17 protein-coding genes are annotated in these 19069 nt (G+C 68.3%); 5 read left to right on the forward strand and 12 right to left on the reverse strand.

What is annotated here, in order from left to right; genetic code table 11:
- Positions 1-56: 56 nt before the first annotated feature.
- Together ytfE and mog are read left to right on the forward strand one after the other, a co-directional pair.
- On the forward strand, positions 57-731 hold the full coding sequence (ytfE, locus tag BUB97_RS18395) for an iron-sulfur cluster repair protein YtfE (RefSeq protein WP_073137432.1): 675 nt from the start codon (positions 57-59) through the stop codon (positions 729-731).
- A complete protein-coding gene (gene mog, locus BUB97_RS18400; protein ID WP_073137434.1) occupies positions 728-1258 on the forward strand; it encodes a molybdopterin adenylyltransferase in 531 nt (176 codons plus the stop codon). Before ytfE ends, mog begins: the two co-directional genes overlap by 4 nt.
- Before the next feature lie 43 nt (positions 1259-1301).
- On the opposite strand, the gene BUB97_RS18405 is transcribed toward mog, so the two are convergent.
- The 11 genes from BUB97_RS18405 to BUB97_RS18455 form a co-directional block, all read right to left on the reverse strand.
- Positions 1302-2510, reverse strand: coding sequence for an NnrS family protein (locus tag BUB97_RS18405; RefSeq protein WP_073137436.1), 1209 nt, complete (start codon positions 2508-2510; stop codon positions 1302-1304).
- Positions 2507-3247: a carbonic anhydrase gene (locus BUB97_RS18410; RefSeq protein ID WP_073137438.1), complete on the reverse strand. Its 741-nt coding sequence runs from the start codon at positions 3245-3247 to the stop codon at positions 2507-2509. The genes BUB97_RS18405 and BUB97_RS18410 overlap by 4 nt, the downstream gene beginning before the upstream one ends.
- A gap of 75 nt (positions 3248-3322) precedes the next feature.
- Positions 3323-3865, reverse strand: coding sequence for a molybdopterin-guanine dinucleotide biosynthesis protein B (gene mobB / locus BUB97_RS18415; RefSeq protein WP_086062332.1), 543 nt, complete (start codon positions 3863-3865; stop codon positions 3323-3325).
- Positions 3862-4332 carry a group III truncated hemoglobin gene (locus BUB97_RS18420; RefSeq protein ID WP_245818361.1) on the reverse strand — a complete coding sequence of 157 codons (471 nt, stop codon included), beginning with the start codon at positions 4330-4332 and terminating at the stop codon, positions 3862-3864. The genes mobB and BUB97_RS18420 overlap by 4 nt, the downstream gene beginning before the upstream one ends.
- Entirely contained in the window at positions 4325-5584 is a 1260-nt protein-coding gene (locus BUB97_RS18425; protein ID WP_073137442.1) for a molybdopterin molybdotransferase MoeA, read from the reverse strand. Before BUB97_RS18425 ends, BUB97_RS18420 begins: the two co-directional genes overlap by 8 nt.
- On the reverse strand, positions 5581-5886 hold the full coding sequence (locus BUB97_RS18430; RefSeq protein WP_073137444.1) for a hypothetical protein: 306 nt from the start codon (positions 5884-5886) through the stop codon (positions 5581-5583). The genes BUB97_RS18425 and BUB97_RS18430 overlap by 4 nt, the downstream gene beginning before the upstream one ends.
- Positions 5887-5896: 10 nt before the next feature.
- Positions 5897-6718 carry a peptidylprolyl isomerase gene (locus BUB97_RS18435; RefSeq protein ID WP_073137446.1) on the reverse strand — a complete coding sequence of 274 codons (822 nt, stop codon included), beginning with the start codon at positions 6716-6718 and terminating at the stop codon, positions 5897-5899.
- A gap of 3 nt (positions 6719-6721) precedes the next feature.
- A complete protein-coding gene (gene narI, locus BUB97_RS18440; protein ID WP_073137480.1) occupies positions 6722-7516 on the reverse strand; it encodes a respiratory nitrate reductase subunit gamma in 795 nt (264 codons plus the stop codon).
- A gap of 13 nt (positions 7517-7529) precedes the next feature.
- Positions 7530-8213, reverse strand: a complete 684-nt coding sequence (gene narJ / locus BUB97_RS18445) for a nitrate reductase molybdenum cofactor assembly chaperone (RefSeq protein ID WP_073137448.1) — start codon at positions 8211-8213, stop codon at positions 7530-7532.
- Positions 8213-9730, reverse strand: a complete 1518-nt coding sequence (gene narH / locus BUB97_RS18450) for a nitrate reductase subunit beta (RefSeq protein ID WP_073137450.1) — start codon at positions 9728-9730, stop codon at positions 8213-8215. The genes narJ and narH overlap by 1 nt, the downstream gene beginning before the upstream one ends.
- On the reverse strand, positions 9730-13437 hold the full coding sequence (locus BUB97_RS18455; RefSeq protein ID WP_073137452.1) for a nitrate reductase subunit alpha: 3708 nt from the start codon (positions 13435-13437) through the stop codon (positions 9730-9732). The genes narH and BUB97_RS18455 overlap by 1 nt, the downstream gene beginning before the upstream one ends.
- 196 nt (positions 13438-13633) lie before the next feature.
- On the opposite strand from BUB97_RS18455, the gene BUB97_RS18460 reads away from it, so the two are divergent.
- The 3 genes from BUB97_RS18460 (at position 13634) to BUB97_RS26570 (ending at position 17625) form a co-directional block, all read left to right on the forward strand.
- Positions 13634-14416 carry a helix-turn-helix domain-containing protein gene (locus tag BUB97_RS18460; protein WP_073137454.1) on the forward strand — a complete coding sequence of 261 codons (783 nt, stop codon included), beginning with the start codon at positions 13634-13636 and terminating at the stop codon, positions 14414-14416.
- A 2-nt stretch (positions 14417-14418) separates the two neighbouring features.
- The gene (locus BUB97_RS18465; protein ID WP_073137456.1) at positions 14419-17175 is read left to right on the forward strand and encodes a nitrate/nitrite transporter; all 2757 of its coding nucleotides are present in this window, start codon (positions 14419-14421) and stop codon (positions 17173-17175) included.
- A 138-nt stretch (positions 17176-17313) separates the two neighbouring features.
- Complete coding sequence (locus tag BUB97_RS26570) at positions 17314-17625, forward strand: hypothetical protein (protein ID WP_217659709.1); 312 nt, start codon at positions 17314-17316, stop codon at positions 17623-17625.
- Positions 17626-17767: 142 nt separating this feature from the next.
- Here BUB97_RS26570 and BUB97_RS18470 read toward each other — a convergent pair.
- On the reverse strand, positions 17768-19069 hold a 1302-nt coding region (locus BUB97_RS18470; protein ID WP_217659710.1), incomplete at its 5' end, for a hypothetical protein.

Below are 19069 nucleotides of genomic sequence, written 5' to 3' on the forward strand. Positions count from 1 at the left end.
GAGGAAGGTAACTGGTATCGGAAAGGCAAGATTGCCGGTCCGAACGGAGACCGACCATGAGCGTCACCACCGAACCCGGCTTCGCCACACGCCGGATCGCGGAGATCGCCACCGCCCTGCCCGGTTCCACCGCCGTCTTCCGCAAGCACAAGCTGGACTTCTGCTGCGGCGGCGATGTCCCGCTCGCGGAAGCCGCGGCGAAACGTGGAGCTAGCCTCTCCGCCGTGGAGGCGGAGCTGGCGGCCCTCCTCCCCCACCAGGCCGAGACAAGGCCGGAGGATACCGACGCGCTCATCTCGCTAATCGAGACGCGGTACCACGCCACCCATCGCCGGGAGCTGCCCGAGCTGATCCGCCTCGCACGGCGCGTGGAAGCCGTGCACGGGGAGAAGCTTGAGGCTCCGCGCGGCCTGGCCGACCTGCTGGAGGATATGGGCGCCGAGCTGGAATCGCACATGCAGAAGGAGGAGCAGATCCTCTTCCCGCTGATGCGCGACGGCGGCCATCCGATGATCGGCCATCCCATCGCGATGATGCGCCACGAGCATGACGACCATGGCGAGCACCTGCGCATGCTGGAGGCCCTGACCAACCATGGCGAGGCGCCGCCCGGCGCCTGCAACACCTGGCGCGCCCTCTATGCCGGCACCCGCAAGCTGGCGGACGACCTGATGGAGCACATTCACCTGGAGAACAACATCCTCTTCCCACGCTTCGAGGCCCGGCGGTGACGGCTTCCATCGGCATCGTCACAGTCTCTGACCGCGCCAGCCGCGGCGAGTACGAGGACAAGGGCGGGCCGGCCATCGAAGCCGCGCTCGCCCGCATCCTGGCCTCGCCGTGGCGACCGATCCGCCGCCTGATCCCGGACGAGCAGCCATTGGTCGAGGCCGCGTTGCGGGAGCTGGCGGATGCCGAAGCCTGCGCGCTCATCGTCACCACCGGCGGCACGGGCCCCGCGCCGCGGGACGTCACGCCGGAAGCCACCGAAGCGGTGTGCGAACGCATCCTCCCCGGCTTCGGGGAGCTGATGCGCGCTGTCTCGCTGCGCGCCGTGCCCACCGCCATCCTGTCGCGCCAGATGGCGGGCACGCGGGGACGGAGCCTCATCGTGAACCTGCCCGGCAAGCCCTCCGCCATTGACGAGTGCCTGGACGCGGTCTTCCCGGCCGTCCCCTACTGCATCGACCTGATCGGCGGCCCGCGGCTCGAGACGGACCCGAAGGCCTGCCGCGCCTTCCGACCGGGCGGCGGCTGAGCGTCCGCCGCGCCCTGGGAAGCCGGCTTTCCGCCCTTCGGCGTCAGCCCGGCTTCCCGTCCGGGCGCGACCGCAGCAGCATCGGAGCGAACACCGCCAGGAACAGCGCGAAGGAGGCCGCCCAGAGGGCACCCGCCACGCCATAGGCGCCCAGCCCCGGCCAGAGAAACGGCGCGAAGGCGCGGGTCAGGGCCGCGCCGAGCAGGAGGAGGTAAGCCAGCACCACCGGCGGCGCCGCCAGCAGGTCGCGCCCCGTATGGCCCAGCGTCGCGCGCGTCATCACCGCCAGGATCATCAGGGCGATGGCGCCGACGGATTGCAGGTGCAGCCAGCCGCCCGCCCAGCCGAGCCCGGTGAGCAGAAAGACGGATTTCGCGGCGAGGGACGCCGGCACCAGAAAATAGGCCAGGTGCAGCACCCAGAGGATCGGCTGCCCCAGCGTGCTCAGCCCATGCCAGCGCGACAGGCGCAGCAAGGTGAGCACGGCCGCGGCCCCAGCCGCCAGCCCGGCCGCCACGCCGTCCGGGGCGACGAGATCCGTCAGCGCCACAGCGAGAAGCGACAGCACCGCCGCCCGGTCCACCCCCGGCAGGGGGTGCAGGACTGCCGGCTTTCCCGCTTTCCGCAGCGCGTTCAGCGTGAAGCTCGGCACGATGCGCCCGCCGATGAGGCCCACCAGCAGCAGCGCGACATCCAGGGCCAGCATCTGCCCCTGCCGGAAGCCGCCCGCCCACCAACCGGCCACATCCGCGAGCATGAGGAGGTCGCCCGCCCAGAAGGCCAGCACCAGCGCCGGCGGGCCATACAGCCTTGCCGTCCTCGCCTTGACCAGCGCTGGGAGCACCGTCAGCAGCAACGCCGGCAGCGGAAGGAGCGCGACCGCCGCGGCAAGCCCGAGAGGCACCGGGGAGCCGGGCAGGAGCACCAACCTGGCCGCGAGGAAGAGGCCGCTCAGCACGATCAGCGGCAGGCCGGCATAGCCGCGCCGGCCCGTCCAGTTTGGCACCGCGGTCAGCAGGAAACCCATGAGGGCCGCCCCGATGAAGCCGGCCAGCATCTCATGCACGTGCCAACGCAGAGGCGGGAGCGGGCCATCGGGAAGGGTCGCGCCATGCAGGAAGGCGACCCAGAGCGGGATGGCGATGAAGGCCCAGGAGCCGGCGATGAGGAAGAAGGGCCGGAACCCGTGGCCGAACACCGCCCAGCCCGTGCGGGCCGCCACTTGGTCAGAGCTGACGCTGTCGGCGCTCATGCCGCGCGACCCAGCGCCTCTGCGCTGCCGATGGCGGGATGCAGCGGGCCGTCGGGGTCCAGTTGCCGGAAGGGCCCGCGTGGCCCCAGGGCTGCCTGCAGCACCCCCCAGCCGAAGTGGAAGTACCAGCCATGCAGCGAGAGCCGGCCCGCAGCCACGCGCTCCGCGATGAAGGGATAGGCGGCAAGATGCCGCAGGCTCGTCAGCAGCGCCGCCTGTTCCGCCCGCCGGGCCACCAGCACGCGCTCCGCATCGGTGACGAGACCGTTCATCTCCTCGCGCACCTCACGCGCCACCTCGACCCAGTCGGAGACATAGTCGAACGGCCGGGTGCCGTGGTCGTGCTCCAGCAGGCATCGCACGCCCGCGCAGAAGGAATGGCCCAGCACGACGATATGGCGCACGCCCAGCGCCTTCACGCCGAATTCAATCGCGGAGGCGGTTCCATGCGGCCGGCCATCCGCCGCCGGCGGCGGCACCAGCGCCGCCACGTTCCGCACGACGAACAGATCGCCCGGCCTGGCGCCGCAGATGATCGCGGGGTCGGTGCGACTGTCCGAGCAGGCGATCACCATCACCTCCGGATGCTGACCCTCCAGCAGGCGGCTGAACAGCTCCTCGTCCACCTCGAAATGCTGGTGGCGGAACTGGCCGAAGCCGTTCACCAGGCGACGCAGCGCCGCGCCCTCCGCGGGCGGGGCATCGCATTCCGCCACCGCATCCCGCCCCGGCTCCATGCCAGAAGCCAGGCCTGCCGGCCCGGCGCAACACCCGCGCTTCCAGGATTGAATCCGCGCCATGGCAATCCCCCCTCAGGCCATCGCGCCGCAGGCAAGCATGGGCAGGCCTAACCCTTGCGCCACCGGTGCCGCCGCACGGGAGAGCACGAAGTTCGCCATGCGCGGCACGTCCCCCAGGGGAAGGAAAGGCACCGGGGCCGGCATGGGCAGGTCGGCCGTCACCGCCAGGACGGAGGGGTCGTCCAGCGCCAGCAGGCGCCGGCCCTGCCCCGCCCTCGCCGCCTCCAGCTTCGGGTAGGGCGAAAGGCGGAAGCCCTCGAGGAGCACGAGATCGACCGGCGAGAGGCGTGAGAGCAGCGCGTCCACATCCGGCTCGTCCTCCATCCGCCGCAGCTCCCGCATCAGGACATGCCGTGTGCCGCTGGCCAGGATGATCTCCTCCGCCCCCGCCTCGCGCTGCGCCCAGCTCCCGGTGCCCGGACGGTCGAGATCCAGGTCGTCCGGCACGTGCTTGATGGTGGAAACGCGCAGCCCACGCCTCGTCAGCTCCCCCACCAGGTTCCGCACGATGCCGGACTTGGCGGCACAGCCGCCGACGACGCCGAACACTCTCATGATGATGTCCTCCCCGCTTGCGCCCCGCCGCTCGAGGCCGGCACGGGCAGTTCGCCCCGATGGAAGGCCATGCCGTGCTCCAGGCTGCTGGCGATCCGTCGGGCACGCTCGAGCAGATGCTCCGCACCGGCCGGGGGGCACGCCGCGCGCACGGTTTCCTCGAAGAGCATCAGCCAGCGCGCGAAATGCGCCGGCCGCAGATCGAGCCTCGCATGGGCGGCCATCGGCTGGCCGTGATAGCGCCCGGTCATCAGCGCCACGGAGGACCAGAAGGCGCAGAGACGGGCGATATGCGTCTCCCAATCCTCCACCCCGGCGAAAAGCGGGCCGATCATCGGGTCGCGCCGCGCCCGGCCGTAGAAGGCGCGAACCAGGCGCTCGATCACCGCCTCGTCCAGCCCGGTCGAGGCCTGGGCGGCGCGGCTCGCCTCGGCCCGCCGCGTCGCGGCCTCCTGCGCGTCAGGCACCAGCCGCCTCCCCCACCCAGGCTGCACCGGCACCGAAGGGCAGGACCTCCAGGGGGTCGCCCGGCTCGATGGCGTCCTGCCCGGCCGGCAGGAAGCCAAGCCCATCGGCATGCAGGAGCGGCGCCAGCCGGCCGGACCCGTCCGGTCCGGTCCGCTCCGCCCAGAGGTCGGTGCCCCGCAGGGACAGGCCGACAGGGACGAACTCCGCCCGGCCCGTCTTCCTCCGCATCCCGAACCCCGCCCTGGCGGCGAGCGTCCCCGGTTCCTCCGTGCCCGCCATGCGGGCCAGCAGCGGCCGGACGAAGGTCACCGCTCCCGCCAGGGCCGCCTGCGGATTGCCTGGCAGGCCGACGAACACCGCATCGCCGATCCGCCCGGCCCCGAGCGGCTTCCCCGGCTTCATCGCCACCTTCAGCACCGCGAGCGAACCGCCGAGCGCCAGGAGCGCATCGCGCACATGGTCCTCCTCCCCGACCGAAATGCCTGCGCTGGTCAGGATCAGATCAGCCCAGGATGCGGAACACAGGGCATCACGCATCGAAGCCGCGTCATCCGCCACCACCGGCCGCGCCCGCACTTCCGCACCCCAGGCCTGCAGCAGACTGCGCAGCATGGGCTGGTTGGAATCGTGGATCTGCCCCGGCCGCAGCGTCTCCCCGCCTCGGCGCAGCTCCCGCCCGCTCGAGATCACGACCACCCTGGGGCGCCGTCGCACCCCAACAGCCTCTATCCCCTGTGCGGCCAGCACGGTCACGTGCCGCCAATCCAGCAGCGTGCCCTCCCGCACCAGCAGGTCTCCCGCGTGGATGTCCTCGCCCCGGCGGCGCAGATGGGCGCCGGCATCGGGCGCCATGCCGATGCGGACCATCACGCCCACCTGCAGGACATCCTCCTGAGCGATCACCGAATCGGCGCCCACGGGCACCGGCGCGCCGGTGAGGATGCGATGCGCACTGCCGGGCAGTAGCCAGCCCTGCGCCTCGCCTGCGGTTGTCCGGCCCGCCACGGGCAGCCAGGCATCCGGCCGTAGCCCGGAGGTGCAGACCGCATAACCATCCATGGCCGCCTGGTCGAAGCCCGGCAGGGAAAGACGGGCCCGCACGGGGGCGGCCGCCACGCGACCGGTGCAGGAATCGATCGGCACCTCCTCCGCCGGCAGGGGCCGCTCCACGAGGGCCAGCACCCGCGCCCGCGCTTCCTCGAAGGCTATGCCCGCGCCGCTGCCGGCGAGACCCGGGCTGATCGCGTTCATGACGCCCGCCGCGTGAAGCGCACGCGCACCGGGTCGGGGAAGGCGCGCGCCAGCACGCGCTCCACCGCCGCGGCGGCAGGATGGGGTGAGGCGGCCATGGCACCCACCAGATCCAGCCAGATCTCCTCGTCGCCGTGCTCGACGAGGTGACGGACGCGCGAGGCGACCAGCTCACCCGCGGCCACCCCATCTTCCGCCGCCACGCCGAGGATGCGCTCGCGCATCTCCGGCCGTCCGACGAGGGTGAGCACCGCCTCCGCGCGCAAGGGATCAGTCAAGCCGCCCAGGATCTCACCCAGCATCGCCGCCTCCCTACTGAACCAAAGGCGTCGTGGCGCCGGGCAGGTCGAAGCCGTCGATCTTCGCCTGCCCGGCCAGCAACGCGACATACTGCGCGACGGCGCGCCGCCAGGAGCTCTCCTCCAGATAGCGCGCGATGCGCCCCCGCACCTGCTCGAAGGGCAGCACATGCCCCGCCACCTTCCGTTCCAGCCGCAGCACATGCACGCCGTACCGGGTGCGGACCGGCTCGGGCCAGGTCTCGTTCTCATCCAGAGACACAAGCGCCGCCTCGAATTCGGGTGTCGTCTCGCCGCGCGTGACCTGCCCCAGGCGGCCGCCCTCGCTCGCCGAAGGGCAGTCCGACAATGCCCTGGCCAAGGCGCCGAAGCGTCCCGGATCCGCCAGCACCTCGTCCAGAACCGCCCGCGCCCGTTCCAGCGCACGGGCGAAGGCCGCCTCGTCCTCCCGGGCCGCCTGGAACAGGATGTGGACCGGCTCGAACAGGTCGGGGCTGCGGAAACGCGCGGGGTTGGTGAGGTAGTAGCGCCGGCACACCTCCTCATCGGCCCGAGGCGTCCTCACCTCGGCCTCGAGAAGCGCGCGAATGAGCGCCTCCTCCTCAGTTTCGCGACATCCGTCCACCGATTGCGGCACGGCCGTCAGCCCGAGCGCGCGTGCGCGCTGCGCCAACAGCTCGCGCACGACCAGCGCCCGCGTCGCCTCATGCCAGCCCTGCCGGGCATCCGCGCCGGCATGGTTCTGAACCTCCCGCGCAATGGCCGCGTTGCCGATCACCACGTCATTCACGGCAACGACCGGGGCCGTCGCGTTCCGGAGAGTCACCAGCCGCATGGCTCAATCTCCCCCCATGGCGAGCTGCGGCGCCGGTGCCCCTGCCGCCGGCCGGGCCCCCTCGCCCGTCACCGCCGGCCGCGGCTCGATCTCGGGCCGGGTGCGCGCCACGGGACGCAGGGTGCGCACGACCTGGTAGCCCGTGCGCCCCAGGTACCAGACGGGGGCGCTCCAGACATGCACCAGGCGGGTGAATGGAAAGAGCACGAACAGCGTCATGCCGAGGGCGAGATGCAGCTTGAAGATGATGCTGACATCCGCGATCTCCGCCGCCACTCCAGGCTGGAGCGTGACGATGCCCTGCGCCCAGGTCATGAACTTCACCATCTCATGCCCATCCATGTGCTGCGCGGAGACGGGAATGGTGAGCAGCCCCAGGGTGAGCTGTACCCACAGCACGAGCAGAATGGCCGTATCGCTGAAGCTGGACGTCTTGCGGATCCGTGGGTCGAGCAACCGCCGGTGCGCCAGCAGGGCGATGCCGATCCAGCACGCCACGCCGGCCACCCCACCCACCAGCATCGCCATGCCCTGCTTGAAGCCATGACCGATGCCGAGCGCATCGAACACCGCGACCGGCGTCAGCAGGCCGACAAGATGCCCGCCGAAGATAATGAGAATGCCAACATGGAAGAGGTTGGACCCCCAGCGTAGCTGGCAGCGCCGCAGAAGCTGGCTGGACCCCGCACGCCAGGTGTACTGCGAATGGTCAAAGCGCAGCAGGCTGCCCAGCAGGAAAACCGTCAGCGCCAGGTAAGGGTACCAGCCAAAGACGGCGTTGTTGAACCAGTGTCCCATGGTGCTTGCCTCCTCAGGCCGCCGCTGCGGCATCGCGCGTCGCCGCCCGCAGGCGGGTGCGCAGCCGGTCCGTTCCACAGCCGTCCATCGCCTCGCCAGGGCCGAAGCGGACGGCCGCTTCCTCCCAGGCCGCGTCGAGCGCGGCGAGATCGTCCGGATCCTCGTCCGGAACGGCCGAGGCTCCGGCGGCCGGCGCCATGGCCAGCTCCGCTACGGCCCGCATCACCGCTGCATACCCGGCATCACGCGAGGCGAGCCGGTCGGCCAGGGCGCGAAGAATGGGCGCAGGCTCGGCCAGCAGCTCCCGCGCCTCCGCAGGCGGCAACAGGGAAGTGAATTCCAGGAAGAGTGGCAGAAAGTCCGGCAACTCGCCCGGCGACATCTCCAACCCGTGCTCCTGGTATAGGGTGATCAGATCCGCCATGGCCTGACCCCGGTCCCGGCTCTCGCCATGCACATGCTCGAAGAGATGCAGCGACACGGAGCGTCCGCGGTCGAACAGCCCGACATAGCGCTCCTGCATCTCGTAGAGGTCGCCCCGTGCGAGATCATCGAGCAAGCCGGACAGCGCCTCCCGGCCCGCCGGCGACAGCAGCGCCTCGGCGTCCAGCACGGCAGCAATCTCGGACGCTTCCGCCTGCAAGGGCTCGGTCGGATAGGAGAGCAGGGCGGCGAGCGCCCGATACGTGCGCGACATCACTCGACCTCCATCGGGGTCTTGCCGCCGGATTTCGCGCCGAACAGGTTGAAGCCGGTCTTGCCCGAGCAGCCGTCCCCGAAGGAGAAGCCGCAGGACCCCTTGAGCTGGTAGGCGTCCTCGCCTGTCTCACGATGGGCCGTCGGGATCACGAAGCGGTCCTCGTAATTCGCGATCGCCATCAGCCGGTACATCTCCTCGATGTCATTGCCGGAGAGGCCGACGCGCTCCGCCAGCCCATCGTCCAGCACGCCATCGACGGTCTTGGCACGCATGTAGGCGCGCATCGCCAGCATTCGCTCCAGAGCCAGTTCCACGGGCTGCGTGCGCCCCGCCGTGAGAAGGTTCGCCAGGTACTCCACGGGGATGCGGAGCGACTTCACGTCGGGGATGCCGCCCACCTCGCCCAGGTCGCCCTTGGCCGAGGCGGACTGGATCGGGCTCAGCGGCGGCACGTACCAGACCATCGGCAGCGTCCGGTATTCCGGGTGCAACGGAAAGGCGATCTTCCAGTCCATCGCCATGCGCCAGACGGGGGATCGCTTCGCGGCCTCCAGCCAGGCATCGGAGATCCCATCGGCCCGCGCCTGCGCCTGCACGCGGGGGTCGAAGGGATCGAGGAAGACCTTCAGCTGCGCCTCGTAGAGGTCGCCCTCATCCGGCACCGAGGCCGCTTCCGCGATGCGGTCGGCGTCGTAGAGCACCACGCCGAGGTAGCGGATGCGGCCAACGCAGGTCTCCGAGCACACGGTCGGCAGGCCGGCCTCGATGCGCGGGAAGCAGAAGGTGCACTTCTCCGACTTGCCCGAAGACCAGTTGTAGTAAACCTTCTTGTAAGGACAGCCCGAGACGCACATGCGCCAGCCCCGGCACTTGTCCTGGTCGATGAGGACGATGCCGTCCTCCTCGCGCTTGTAGATGGCGCCCGAGGGGCAAGCCGCGGCGCAGGCCGGGTTGAGGCAGTGCTCGCACAGCCGCGGCAGGTACATCATGAAGGTGTTCTCGAAGGCGCCGTAGATGTCCTTCTGCACGCCCTCGAAGTTATGGTCGCGCGAGCGCTTGCTGAACTCGCCGCCCAGGATCTCCTCCCAGTTCGGGCCCCGCTCGATCTTCTCCATCCGCTCGCCGGTGATGAGCGAGCGCGGGCGGGCCGTCGGCATGGCCTTCACCTCGGGCGCCTTCTGCAGGTGCTCGTAGTCGAAGGTGAAGGGCTCGTAGTAGTCGTCGATCTCCGGCAGGTCGGGGTTGGCGAAGATCTTGCTCAGCACGCGCCACTTGGCGCCGATGCGCGGCTCGATCTTGCCGTCCTCGCGGCGGACCCAGCCGCCCTTCCAACGCTTCTGGTTCTCCCAGTCCTTCGGGTAGCCGATACCGGGCTTCGTCTCGACGTTGTTGAACCAGGCATATTCCACGCCCTCTCGGCTGGTCCACACGTTCTTGCACGTCACCGAGCAGGTATGACAGCCGATGCACTTGTCGAGGTTCAGCACCATCGCGATCTGCGCGCGAACCTTCATCACACGGTCTCCTTCGCGACGGTTTCCTCGAGCCAGTCGATCTTGTTCATCCGCCGGATGACGATGAACTCGTCGCGGTTAGACCCGACCGTGCCGTAGTAGTTGAAGCCATAGGATTGCTGGGCGTAGCCGCCGATCATATGCGTGGGCTTGAGCACCGCCCGCGTGACGGAGTTGTGGATGCCGCCCCGCTTGCCCGTGATCTCGCTCCCCGGCACGTTCACGATCTTCTCCTGGGCGTGGTACATCATGACCATCCCGGGATTCACGCGCTGGGAGACGACGGCCCGGGCCACCAGCGCGCCATTGGCGTTGTAGGCCTCCACCCAGTCGTTGTCGGCGATGCCGGCCCGCTTCGCGTCGTCCTCGCTCATCCAGATGACGGGACCGCCACGGTTGAGCGTCAGCATCAGCAGATTGTCAGAGTAGGTACTGTGGATGCCCCACTTCTGGTGCGGCGTGACGAAGTTCAGCACGATCTCCGGGTTGCCGTTGCCATGCCGACCCTGCACCGGAGCGATCGCTTTCGTGTCCACCGGCGGGCGCCAGGTGACGAAGCTCTCGCCGAAGCCGCGCATCCAGAGGTGGTCCTGGTAAAGCTGCTGGCGGCCGGTCAGCGTGCGCCAGGGGATCAGCTCGTGGACGTTGGTGTAGCCGGCGTTGTAGCAGACCTTCTCGCTCTCGATCCCCGACCAGGTGGGCGAGGAAATGATCTTGCGCGGCTGGGCCTGCACGTCCCGGTAGCGGATCTTCTCGTCCTCCTTGGTGATGGCCAGGTGGGCGTGCTCGCGGCCGGTGAACTTGCCGAGCGCCTCCCAAGCCTTCACCGCCACCTCGCCGTTCGTCTCGGGCGCGAGGCTGAGGATCGCCTCGATGGCGTCCAGGTCGGCATCCAGCTTCGGCTGGCCGTTCTTCGCCGTGCCGTTCAGGGCGCGCAGGAACTCCACCTCGTGCTGCGTGTTCCAGCCGATGCCCTTGCCGCCGTTGCCGAGCTTCTCCAGCAGCGGCCCGACAGAGGTGAAGCGCTCGTAGAGGCCGGGATAGTCCCGCTCCACCACACTGACGGCCGGCATGGTGCGGCCGGGGATCGGCGCGACGTCGCCGCGCTTCCAGTCCTGCACGTCATAGGGCTGGGCCAGCTCGCCAGCCGTGTCGTGCAGGATGGGCGTGAGGACAACATCCGTCTCCTTGCCCAGCACCTCGGGCGCGATCTCGGAGAAGGTCTTCGCGATGCCCTTGTAGATGTCCCAGTCCGAGCGCGCCTCCCAGGCCGGGTCCACCGCGGCGGAGAGCGGGTGGATGAAGGGGTGCATGTCGGAGGTGTTGAGGTCGTTCTTCTCGTACCAGGTCGCCGTCGGAAGGACGATGTCGGAGTAGACGCAGGTGGTGGACATGCGGAAGTCCAGCGTCACCAGCAGGTCAAGCTTGCCCTCCGGCGCCTTGTCGCGCCAGGTGACCTCCTGCGGCTTCTCCTGCCCTTCCTCGCCGAGGTCCTTGCCGAGCACGCCGTTGCTGGTGCCGAGCAGGTGCTTGAGGAAGTACTCGTGCCCCTTGCCCGAGGAGCCCAGGAGGTTCGAGCGCCAGACGAACATGTTGCGCGGCCAGTTCGCGGGATTGTCCGGGTCCTGGCAGGACAACTCAAGCTCACCGGACTTCACGGCCTGGGCGACGTAATCCTTCGGCTCCAGCCCCGCGGCGCGGGCGTGGGCGGCAATGGTGAGCGGGTTCTGCTTCAGCTGCGGGGCGGAGGGCAGCCAGCCCATGCGCTCGGCGCGCACGTTGTAGTCGATGAGGGAGCCGCTCCAGTCACCCTCGGGCGCCGTGGGAGAGAGGATTTCCGACACGCCCAGCGTCTCGTAGCGCCACTGGTCCGTATGCGCGTAGAAGAAGGAGGTGGAGTTCTGCTGGCGCGGCGGGCGGCTCCAGTCGAGCGCGAAGGCGATCGGCGCCCAACCCGTCTGCGGCCGCAGCTTTTCCTGCCCGACATAGTGGGACCAGCCGCCGCCCGATTGCCCGATGCAGCCGCAGAAGACCAGGAGGTTGATGATCCCCCGGTAGGCCATGTCCATATGGTACCAATGGTTCAGCCCAGCGCCGAGGATGACCATGGAACGCCCATTGGTCTTCTCGGCGTTGGAGGCGAACTCGCGGGCCACGTGGATAATCTGGTGGCTCGGCACGCCGGTGATGCGCTCCGCCCAGGCCGGGGTGAAGGGCTCGTCCGCGTCATAGGAGCGGGCCACATGCCCACCGCCGAAGCCGCGGTCGAGGCCGTAATTGCCGCAGAGCAGGTCGAATACCGTGGCGACCAGCGCCTCCCCATCCTTCAGCCGCAGGTTGCGGACGGGAATGTTGCGCACGAGCACCTCGGGATGCTCGGTCGAGGCGAAGCCATTGGTCGCGCTCCCGCCAAAATAGGGGAAGGCGACCCGGGCGGTGGGGGCGTCGCCGGCGAGAGTGAGCGCGAGCGAGACATCGGCCCCACCGCTCTCCTTCTCCTCCAGGTTCCACTTGCCCTGCTCGCCCCAGCGGAAGCCGATGGAGCCGCGCGGCACGACCGGTTGGCCAGAAGCGTCCAGCGCCACCGTCTTCCAGGCCGGGTTGTTGTCCTCGCCTAATCCTTCGACAAAGTCGTCGGCGCGCAGCAATCGCTCGGCCACGTAGCGGTCGCCCTGCCGCACCAGCCGGACCAGCATCGGCATGTCAGTGTAGCGGCGGGCATAGTCGTCGAAATAGGGCACGGTGCGGTCGAGATAGAACTCGCGCAGCATCACATGGCCCATGGCCAGGGCCAGCGCCGCGTCGGTTCCCTGCTTCGGGTGCAGCCAGAGATCGGCGAACTTCGTGGCCTCGGCGTAGTCGGGCGAGACGACGACGCTCTTCGTACCCTTGTAGCGGACCTCGGTGTAGAAATGCGCGTCGGGCGTGCGCGTCTGAGGGACGTTCGAGCCCCAGAGCATGAGATAGCCGGCATTGTACCAGTCCGCGCTCTCCGGCACATCAGTCTGCTCGCCCCAGGTCATCGGGCTGGCGGGCGGAAGGTCGCAGTACCAGTCGTAGAAGCTCATGCAGACGCCGCCGAGCAGCGACAGGTAGCGCGAACCCGCCGCGTAGGAGACCATGGACATCGCCGGGATCGGCGAGAAGCCGATCACGCGGTCCGGACCGAAGGTCTTGGCGGTGTAGGCGTTGGCGGCCGCGATGATCTCGTTCACCTCGTCCCAGCTGGCGCGCACGAAGCCGCCAAGGCCGCGCTTGCCGGTGTAGCTCGCGCGCTTCTCCGGATCCTCGACGATCAAGGCCCAGGCGGCGACAGGCGTACGGATGGCGCGCGCCTCGCGCCACAGCTTCATCAGGCGCCCGCGCACCATCGGGTGCTTCACGCGGTTCGCGGAGTAGAGGTACCAGGAGTAGCTGGCGCCGCGCGCGCAACCCCGGGGTTCGTGGTTCGGGAGGTCCGGCCGCGTGCGGGGATAGTCGGTTTGCTGCGTCTCCCAGGTGACGATCCCGCCCTTGACGTAGATCTTCCACGAGCAGGAGCCCGTGCAGTTTACGCCATGGGTGGAGCGCACGATTTTATCGTGCTGCCAACGCTTCCGGTACCCGTCCTCCCAGGCACGCGGCTCATTGGTCACGATCCCATGCCCGTCGGCAAAGGTATCGACCTGCTTTTTGAAGAAGGTCAGCCGGTCGAGGAAGTGGCTCATCCCTGGAATCCCGCGGTTGGCGGTCACCCGGCAAGGGGGTGGCCGCGAAGCATGACTGCATGTTGCGTGATCCAGACCGCCTGTGGCGTTGATTCAGATCAATGCCCCGATGCGACGTGGCTGCCCCAATGCCCGAATTGAGATCACCCGCTGATTCGGGCTCCAGGCCACGACGGCAGGGCGGAAAGGACATGCGGTGGATAGCGGAACGTCATCGATCTCCTGGCGCCGGGCCCCGGCGGCGGAGGAGGATCCACCGGAAACCCCGCGGGACGCCCTGACCGCGACGCCCTGGCTGCGGGCGGTTCCAGGGCCAGTCCTCGACGGGCTGGCCGCCCATGCCGTGCTGCACCGCCTTCCGGCCGGAAGCATTGTCTTCGAGCAGGCCGAGACTCCCGCCTTCGCGCAGTTCCTCATTGGCGGAAGCGTGGAACTCCTGGCCGTGCGCGGGCGCAACGAGGCCTTTGTCGAGCTGATCCGCCCCTTCGACCTGTTGCTGCCGGCCGCCGTGCTGAACTGCCAGCCCTATCTGCTGCGGGCGCGGGTGCTGAGCGATGCAACCCTTCTCCTCGTGCAGGCCGATACCTTCCGTGAGGCGGTCACAACGGACCACGCCTTCTGCCTGGCCGTCCTGAGCTGCCAGGCCGCGCAATTCCGCCGGCGGGTGAAGCAGGTGAAGAATCTCGGCCTGCGTTCGGCCGAGGAGCGTGTGGGGTGCTACCTCGTTCGGCTCGCCGAAGACGTGCCGCCCGGACAGCCCGTGCGCCTCCCCATGGAGAAGCGCCTCATCGCCTCCGAACTCGGCATGACCCGCGAGACCTTCTCGCGCTCGCTGAACGGCATGGCGAGACATGGAATCCGGATCGAGGGCGACCTCGTCACCCTCGAGCATCCGACCACCGCCCGCACCCGCTTCGCTCTCGATCCGCTGATCGACGGGGCGGAAGAATTCCACCCGTTGCAAGCGAAAGGAACCTGACGATGACGACCGCTCCGGTCGTAGCGGCAGACCAGGGCCGTGCCCTGTGGCTGTCCACCTTTGCCTTCACGATATGCTTCGCCGTTTGGACGATCTTCGCGATCATCGGAATCCAGATCCAGAAGGATCTCGGCCTGACTGATACGCAGTTCGGCCTGCTGGTCGGCACGCCGATCCTGGTCGGCTCCCTGATCCGCCTCATCCTGGGCGTCTGGGCGGACCAGTATGGCGGGCGCGTGGTCCTGGTCATCACCATGCTCGCCGCGGCTGCGATGACGGCGCTGCTCACCTTCGCCCATGACTATCCGACCTTCCTGCTCGCCGCCCTCGGGGTCGGCCTCTCGGGCGGCAGCTTCTCGGTCGGCGTGGCCTATGTGGCCAAATGGTTCCCCAAGGAGAAGCAGGGCACGGCGCTCGGCATCTTCGGGGCCGGCAATGTCGGCGCAGCGGTCACGAAATTCGCCGCGCCCACCATCATGGTCGCCTATGGCTGGCAGATGGTGGCGCTCGTCTGGGCGGCCGCCCTGGCCATCACGGCCGTGCTCTTCTTTCTGTTCACGAAGGATGACCCCGACCTGGCGCGCCGTCGCGCGGCCGGCACGCGGCCGGAGTCCCTCGGGGCCATGCTGGCGCCGCTCGCCAACCTGCAGGTGTGGCGCTTCTCGCTCTACTACTTCTTCGTCTTCGGCGGCTTCGTCGCGCTCGCCCTCTGGCTGCCGCGCTACCTCATCGGTGTCTATGGCCTGGACATCAAGACAGCGGGCATGATCGGGGCCTTCTACTCGATTCCGGCTTCGGTCTTCCGCGCCTATGGCGGCCATCTGTCAGACCGCTACGGCGCCCGGCGGGTGATGTACTGGTCCCTCCTGGTCGGGGTGGCCTGCACCTTCATCCTCTCCTACCCGCCTACCCACTACACGATGCAGGGCATCCGCGGCCCGGTGGAGTTTTCGGCCGGCCTCAGCATCGCCGGCTTCATGGTCGTAGCCTTCGTGCTCGGCTTCTTCATGAGCCTGGGCAAGGCCGCCGTGTACAAGCACATTCCTGTCTACTACCCCGACCGGGTTGGCGCCGTGGGCGGGATGGTGGGCCTTGTCGGCGGCCTGGGTGGCTTCCTCCTGCCCATCGCCTTCGGCGCACTGAATGACCTGACCGGCGTGTGGCAGAGCTGCTTCTGGCTGCTCTTCCTGGTTGTCGGCGCCGCCGTGCTGTGGATGCACTTCGCGGTCCGCAACATGGAGCGGAATGCGGCGGCAGCCGGCATCCCGGCACACACCCTGCCGGAACTGCCGGAGATGCAGCCGATCCACGGTCCTGCCCAGCAGAAGGCCCTGGCCGCCTCGGGCGCGATCGAGGACTGGCGGCCGGAGGCCCCTGACTTCTGGGCCAGCACGGGCCGCCGGATCGCCCGGCGCAACCTGTGGATCTCGGTGCCCTGCCTGCTGCTCTCCTTCGCCATCTGGATGGTCTGGTCCGTCGTGGTGGCCAAGCTGCCAGCGGCCGGGTTCCGGTTTAGCAACGAACAGCTGTTCTGGCTCGCCGCCCTCCCGGGCCTTTCGGGAGCCACGCTCCGGGTCTTCTACTCCTTCATGCCCGCGATGTTCGGCGGGCGGCTCTGGACGACCCTGACCACCTGGTCGCTCCTCATTCCCGCCCTCGGCATCGGCTTCGCCGTGCAGGAGGCCGGCACCCCCTATTGGATCTTCCTCGCGCTCGCGATGCTGTGCGGGCTGGGAGGAGGCAACTTCGCGTCGTCCATGGCCAACATCTCCTACTTCTTCCCGAAGGCGGAGAAGGGTGGCGCCCTGGCCATCAATGCGGGCCTCGGCAATCTGGGCGTCAGCGTGGTGCAGTTCGTGGTGCCGCTGGTGATCACGGCCGGCGTCTTTGGCTGGCTGGGGGGCGACCCGCAGGTGGCGGGTCAAGGCGGTGCCTCCGCCCTTCTCTGGCTGCAGAATGCGGGCTTCGTCTTCGTGCCGTTCATCGTCGCGAGCGCCATCGCGGCGTGGTTCGGCATGGATGACATCGCAACGATGAAGGCGTCCTTCGCCGACCAGTCCGTGATCTTCCGCCGCTCTCACAACTGGATCATGTGCTGGCTCTACACCGGAACCTTCGGCTCCTTCATCGGCTTCTCCGCGGCCTTTCCGCTGCTCACGAAGATCCTGTTCCCCGAGGTGAACGCCCTCTCCTACGCTTTCCTCGGCCCGCTGGTGGGCGCGCTGGCACGGGCGGTGGCAGGCAAGCCCAGCGATCGCTTCGGCGGTGGCCGCCTCACTCTCTGGGTGTTCGTTGCCATGAGCCTCGGCACGCTAGGCATCCTCTACGCCATCGGCATGAAGGGCAGCCCAACGGCCTTCCCCGTGTTCTTCGCAAGTTTCCTATTCCTGTTCGCGGCCAGCGGTGTCGGGAACGCCTCCACCTTCCAGATGATTCCCGCGATCATGCGGAAGGAGGTGGCGCGCCTCCATCCGGCTCTCTCCGCAGGCGACTTGGTGAAGCAGTCCGACAAGGAATCCGCCGCGATCATCGGCTTCACCTCCGCCGTCGCAGCTTACGGGGCTTTCTTCATCCCAAAATCCTTCGGCACCTCGATCGCCGCGACCGGCGGCGCCGAGATGGCCCTATACGGCTTCCTCGGCTTCTATATGAGCTGCATTGCCATGACTTGGTGGTTCTACACGCGGCGTGGTGGTCTCCTCCACGATGTGGAGTGCCGAGGAACGAAGGGCTCTGCTAAGGCGCTCCCGGCCGAATGAGGAAAGCGGCAGCGGCCCTGGGCGCGATCAGGGCCGCTGCCCCAGTCCGGTGTTGATTGATCCGCGGATAATTGGACCGACAGCCGGCCGGGGTTCCAGGTCGCCCCGACCCGCTGTCGCCAACTCGGGGCCGTGCTGGTGGCCGCACGCCTCGACCGGATCACCCGCCGTGCCCACACCCTCTCCGGGCTGCTGGAGGAGGACATCTCGATTCGGGCGGTCGACATGCCCGGCGCCGGCGACTTGACGATGCGGATCTATGCGGCGATGGCAGAAGGAGCGGGAGCTGATCTCGGAGCGGACCCGGGCGGCGCTGGCCGCGGCTCGGGCACGCGGGGCGCGTGCTGGGTGGGGACAGGGGATGGCGGCCACCCTCCCCGCCATGTGCAGCTGCTGCGGCCCGTTCCCGGGCTGAGCAGGCCACCCGCACCGCCCATCGGCTCGCGTTAGAGGTGGAGGCGCGACAGGCGGAGGGTGTCACCAGCAGAGCTATGCTGGCGCGGACGCTGAACGAAGGTGGCGTGCCCACGCCCTCAGGCGCTGGTGTCTGGACACAGACCACCGTCGCCCGGATCCCTGCGTTGGCGACCGCTTAGTGCGCCGATTCACCTCCCGGAGCTTGGTAGTTCACTACCGCGGACCGCACGCGGGGGCGCATGACGTTGACGAAGTCGTTCACGCGTTGGGCAAGCCATGAGAAGGCGGCACGGCGCTTTTCGGGGTCCGTGAGAGGCGCAGCGACGAGGGCGTCTGCAATCCTTGGCCTGCCGTCCTTCTCGGCAAGCTTCGCTGTGCCGCCGAGCTCATGCTTAACCGTCGGCCAGTCCTCCGCGATTATCTGCATTGCGTACTCACCGGCGCTGCTCCGGGATGAGGAAAGAAAAACACCCACCTCGTTGCGATGCAGGTCGCGGTACACCGTCAGCCAGCTTGTCCCGGCCGGGCCGGGAAGTGAGAGCGTGATATAGCCTTGTCGTGACGGACGCGGCGGCGCCTGCTCTGGATCATCGAGCTTCAGAAAGGTCAGAAACTCAGTCCAGAACTTCAGTCGTTCGTTCGCCAGCGCATCGGCTTCAGGATCGGCGTCCGTAGGGACTGAGGCCTGCTTCTCCTGAAGCGCATAGCCCTCGGGTAAGGCTACGACTGTTCGGCTTACGACCTGGGTGCGGGCCAAGACGCGCGGAGCCACAAGACGGCTGCCATCGGGAAGGGCATAAATGGGTATCTCCACCGAACCAAGCGAGAAGTGCAGACCGGCGTGGGCCTGAAGGTATTCAGTAATCGCCTCGACACCCTCTCTGATTCCATCTCCGACGATCAGCAGCAGAAAGCGGCCTCGCCGGAGATTCTGAGTGACGGCGTCGTTGAACCTGACCTCATCGGTGTCCGGTGCCGCTTCCCTTACCTTTGCCAAGAGTGGGTTGCCTTGGCGGCCAACACGACGGCTTACTTCGCGCTGGAGGTCTGACGACGACCAGCGGCTCAGTTCCTTCGCATAGTCGAGGATTTGCCCAACCACCTCTCTCCGGCTCTCGGGGTTGCGCCAAAGCTTGCATTCGGCGATGACCGGCAGGCCCGAGGGTGTGATCAAAAAGACGTCTATAGGCCCGGCTGGCGTGTTCAGCTCTGTGCAGATCGAGACCGGCCCTTCGAACATTGGGTCGATCTCACTGATCGGCAAGCACATGGGATGAGCGTGTACGAGCTGCTGAATGGTTGCTTCCGTAACACCATTGCCGCTGCTCCGCTGAGCGAGCGGAACCGCTGTGCTCGTGTCAACGGGGATAAGGAAGGGTGTCGCGTGCTGACGATTCATATCGGCCAATCTGATCGTGCAATCCCTAACAGGTTGCTGAAGAAGTCGGCCCTCGACGCGATTTGAGGAACATGATTC

It is taken from the genome of Muricoccus roseus (assembly GCF_900141905.1).
In the GTDB taxonomy this organism is placed as follows: Bacteria; Pseudomonadota; Alphaproteobacteria; order Acetobacterales; family Acetobacteraceae; genus Roseomonas; species Roseomonas rosea.

Excerpts from the sequence above, each read along its gene's own strand:
- ytfE (WP_073137432.1), top strand. The coding sequence starts at position 57 with ATGAGCGTCACCACCGAACCCGGCTTCGCCACACGCCGGATCGCGGAG.
- BUB97_RS18405 (WP_073137436.1), bottom strand. The coding sequence starts at position 2,510 with ATGAGCGCCGACAGCGTCAGCTCTGACCAAGTGGCGGCCCGCACGGGC.
- BUB97_RS18410 (WP_073137438.1), bottom strand. The coding sequence starts at position 3,247 with ATGGAGCCGGGGCGGGATGCGGTGGCGGAATGCGATGCCCCGCCCGCG.
- mobB (WP_086062332.1), bottom strand. The coding sequence starts at position 3,865 with ATGAGAGTGTTCGGCGTCGTCGGCGGCTGTGCCGCCAAGTCCGGCATC.
- BUB97_RS18425 (WP_073137442.1), bottom strand. The coding sequence starts at position 5,584 with ATGAACGCGATCAGCCCGGGTCTCGCCGGCAGCGGCGCGGGCATAGCC.
- BUB97_RS18430 (WP_073137444.1), bottom strand. The coding sequence starts at position 5,886 with ATGCTGGGTGAGATCCTGGGCGGCTTGACTGATCCCTTGCGCGCGGAG.
- BUB97_RS18435 (WP_073137446.1), bottom strand. The coding sequence starts at position 6,718 with ATGCGGCTGGTGACTCTCCGGAACGCGACGGCCCCGGTCGTTGCCGTG.
- narI (WP_073137480.1), bottom strand. The coding sequence starts at position 7,516 with ATGGGACACTGGTTCAACAACGCCGTCTTTGGCTGGTACCCTTACCTG.
- narJ (WP_073137448.1), bottom strand. The coding sequence starts at position 8,213 with ATGTCGCGCACGTATCGGGCGCTCGCCGCCCTGCTCTCCTATCCGACC.
- narH (WP_073137450.1), bottom strand. The coding sequence starts at position 9,730 with ATGAAGGTTCGCGCGCAGATCGCGATGGTGCTGAACCTCGACAAGTGC.
- BUB97_RS18455 (WP_073137452.1), bottom strand. The coding sequence starts at position 13,437 with ATGAGCCACTTCCTCGACCGGCTGACCTTCTTCAAAAAGCAGGTCGAT.
- BUB97_RS18465 (WP_073137456.1), top strand. The coding sequence starts at position 14,419 with ATGACGACCGCTCCGGTCGTAGCGGCAGACCAGGGCCGTGCCCTGTGG.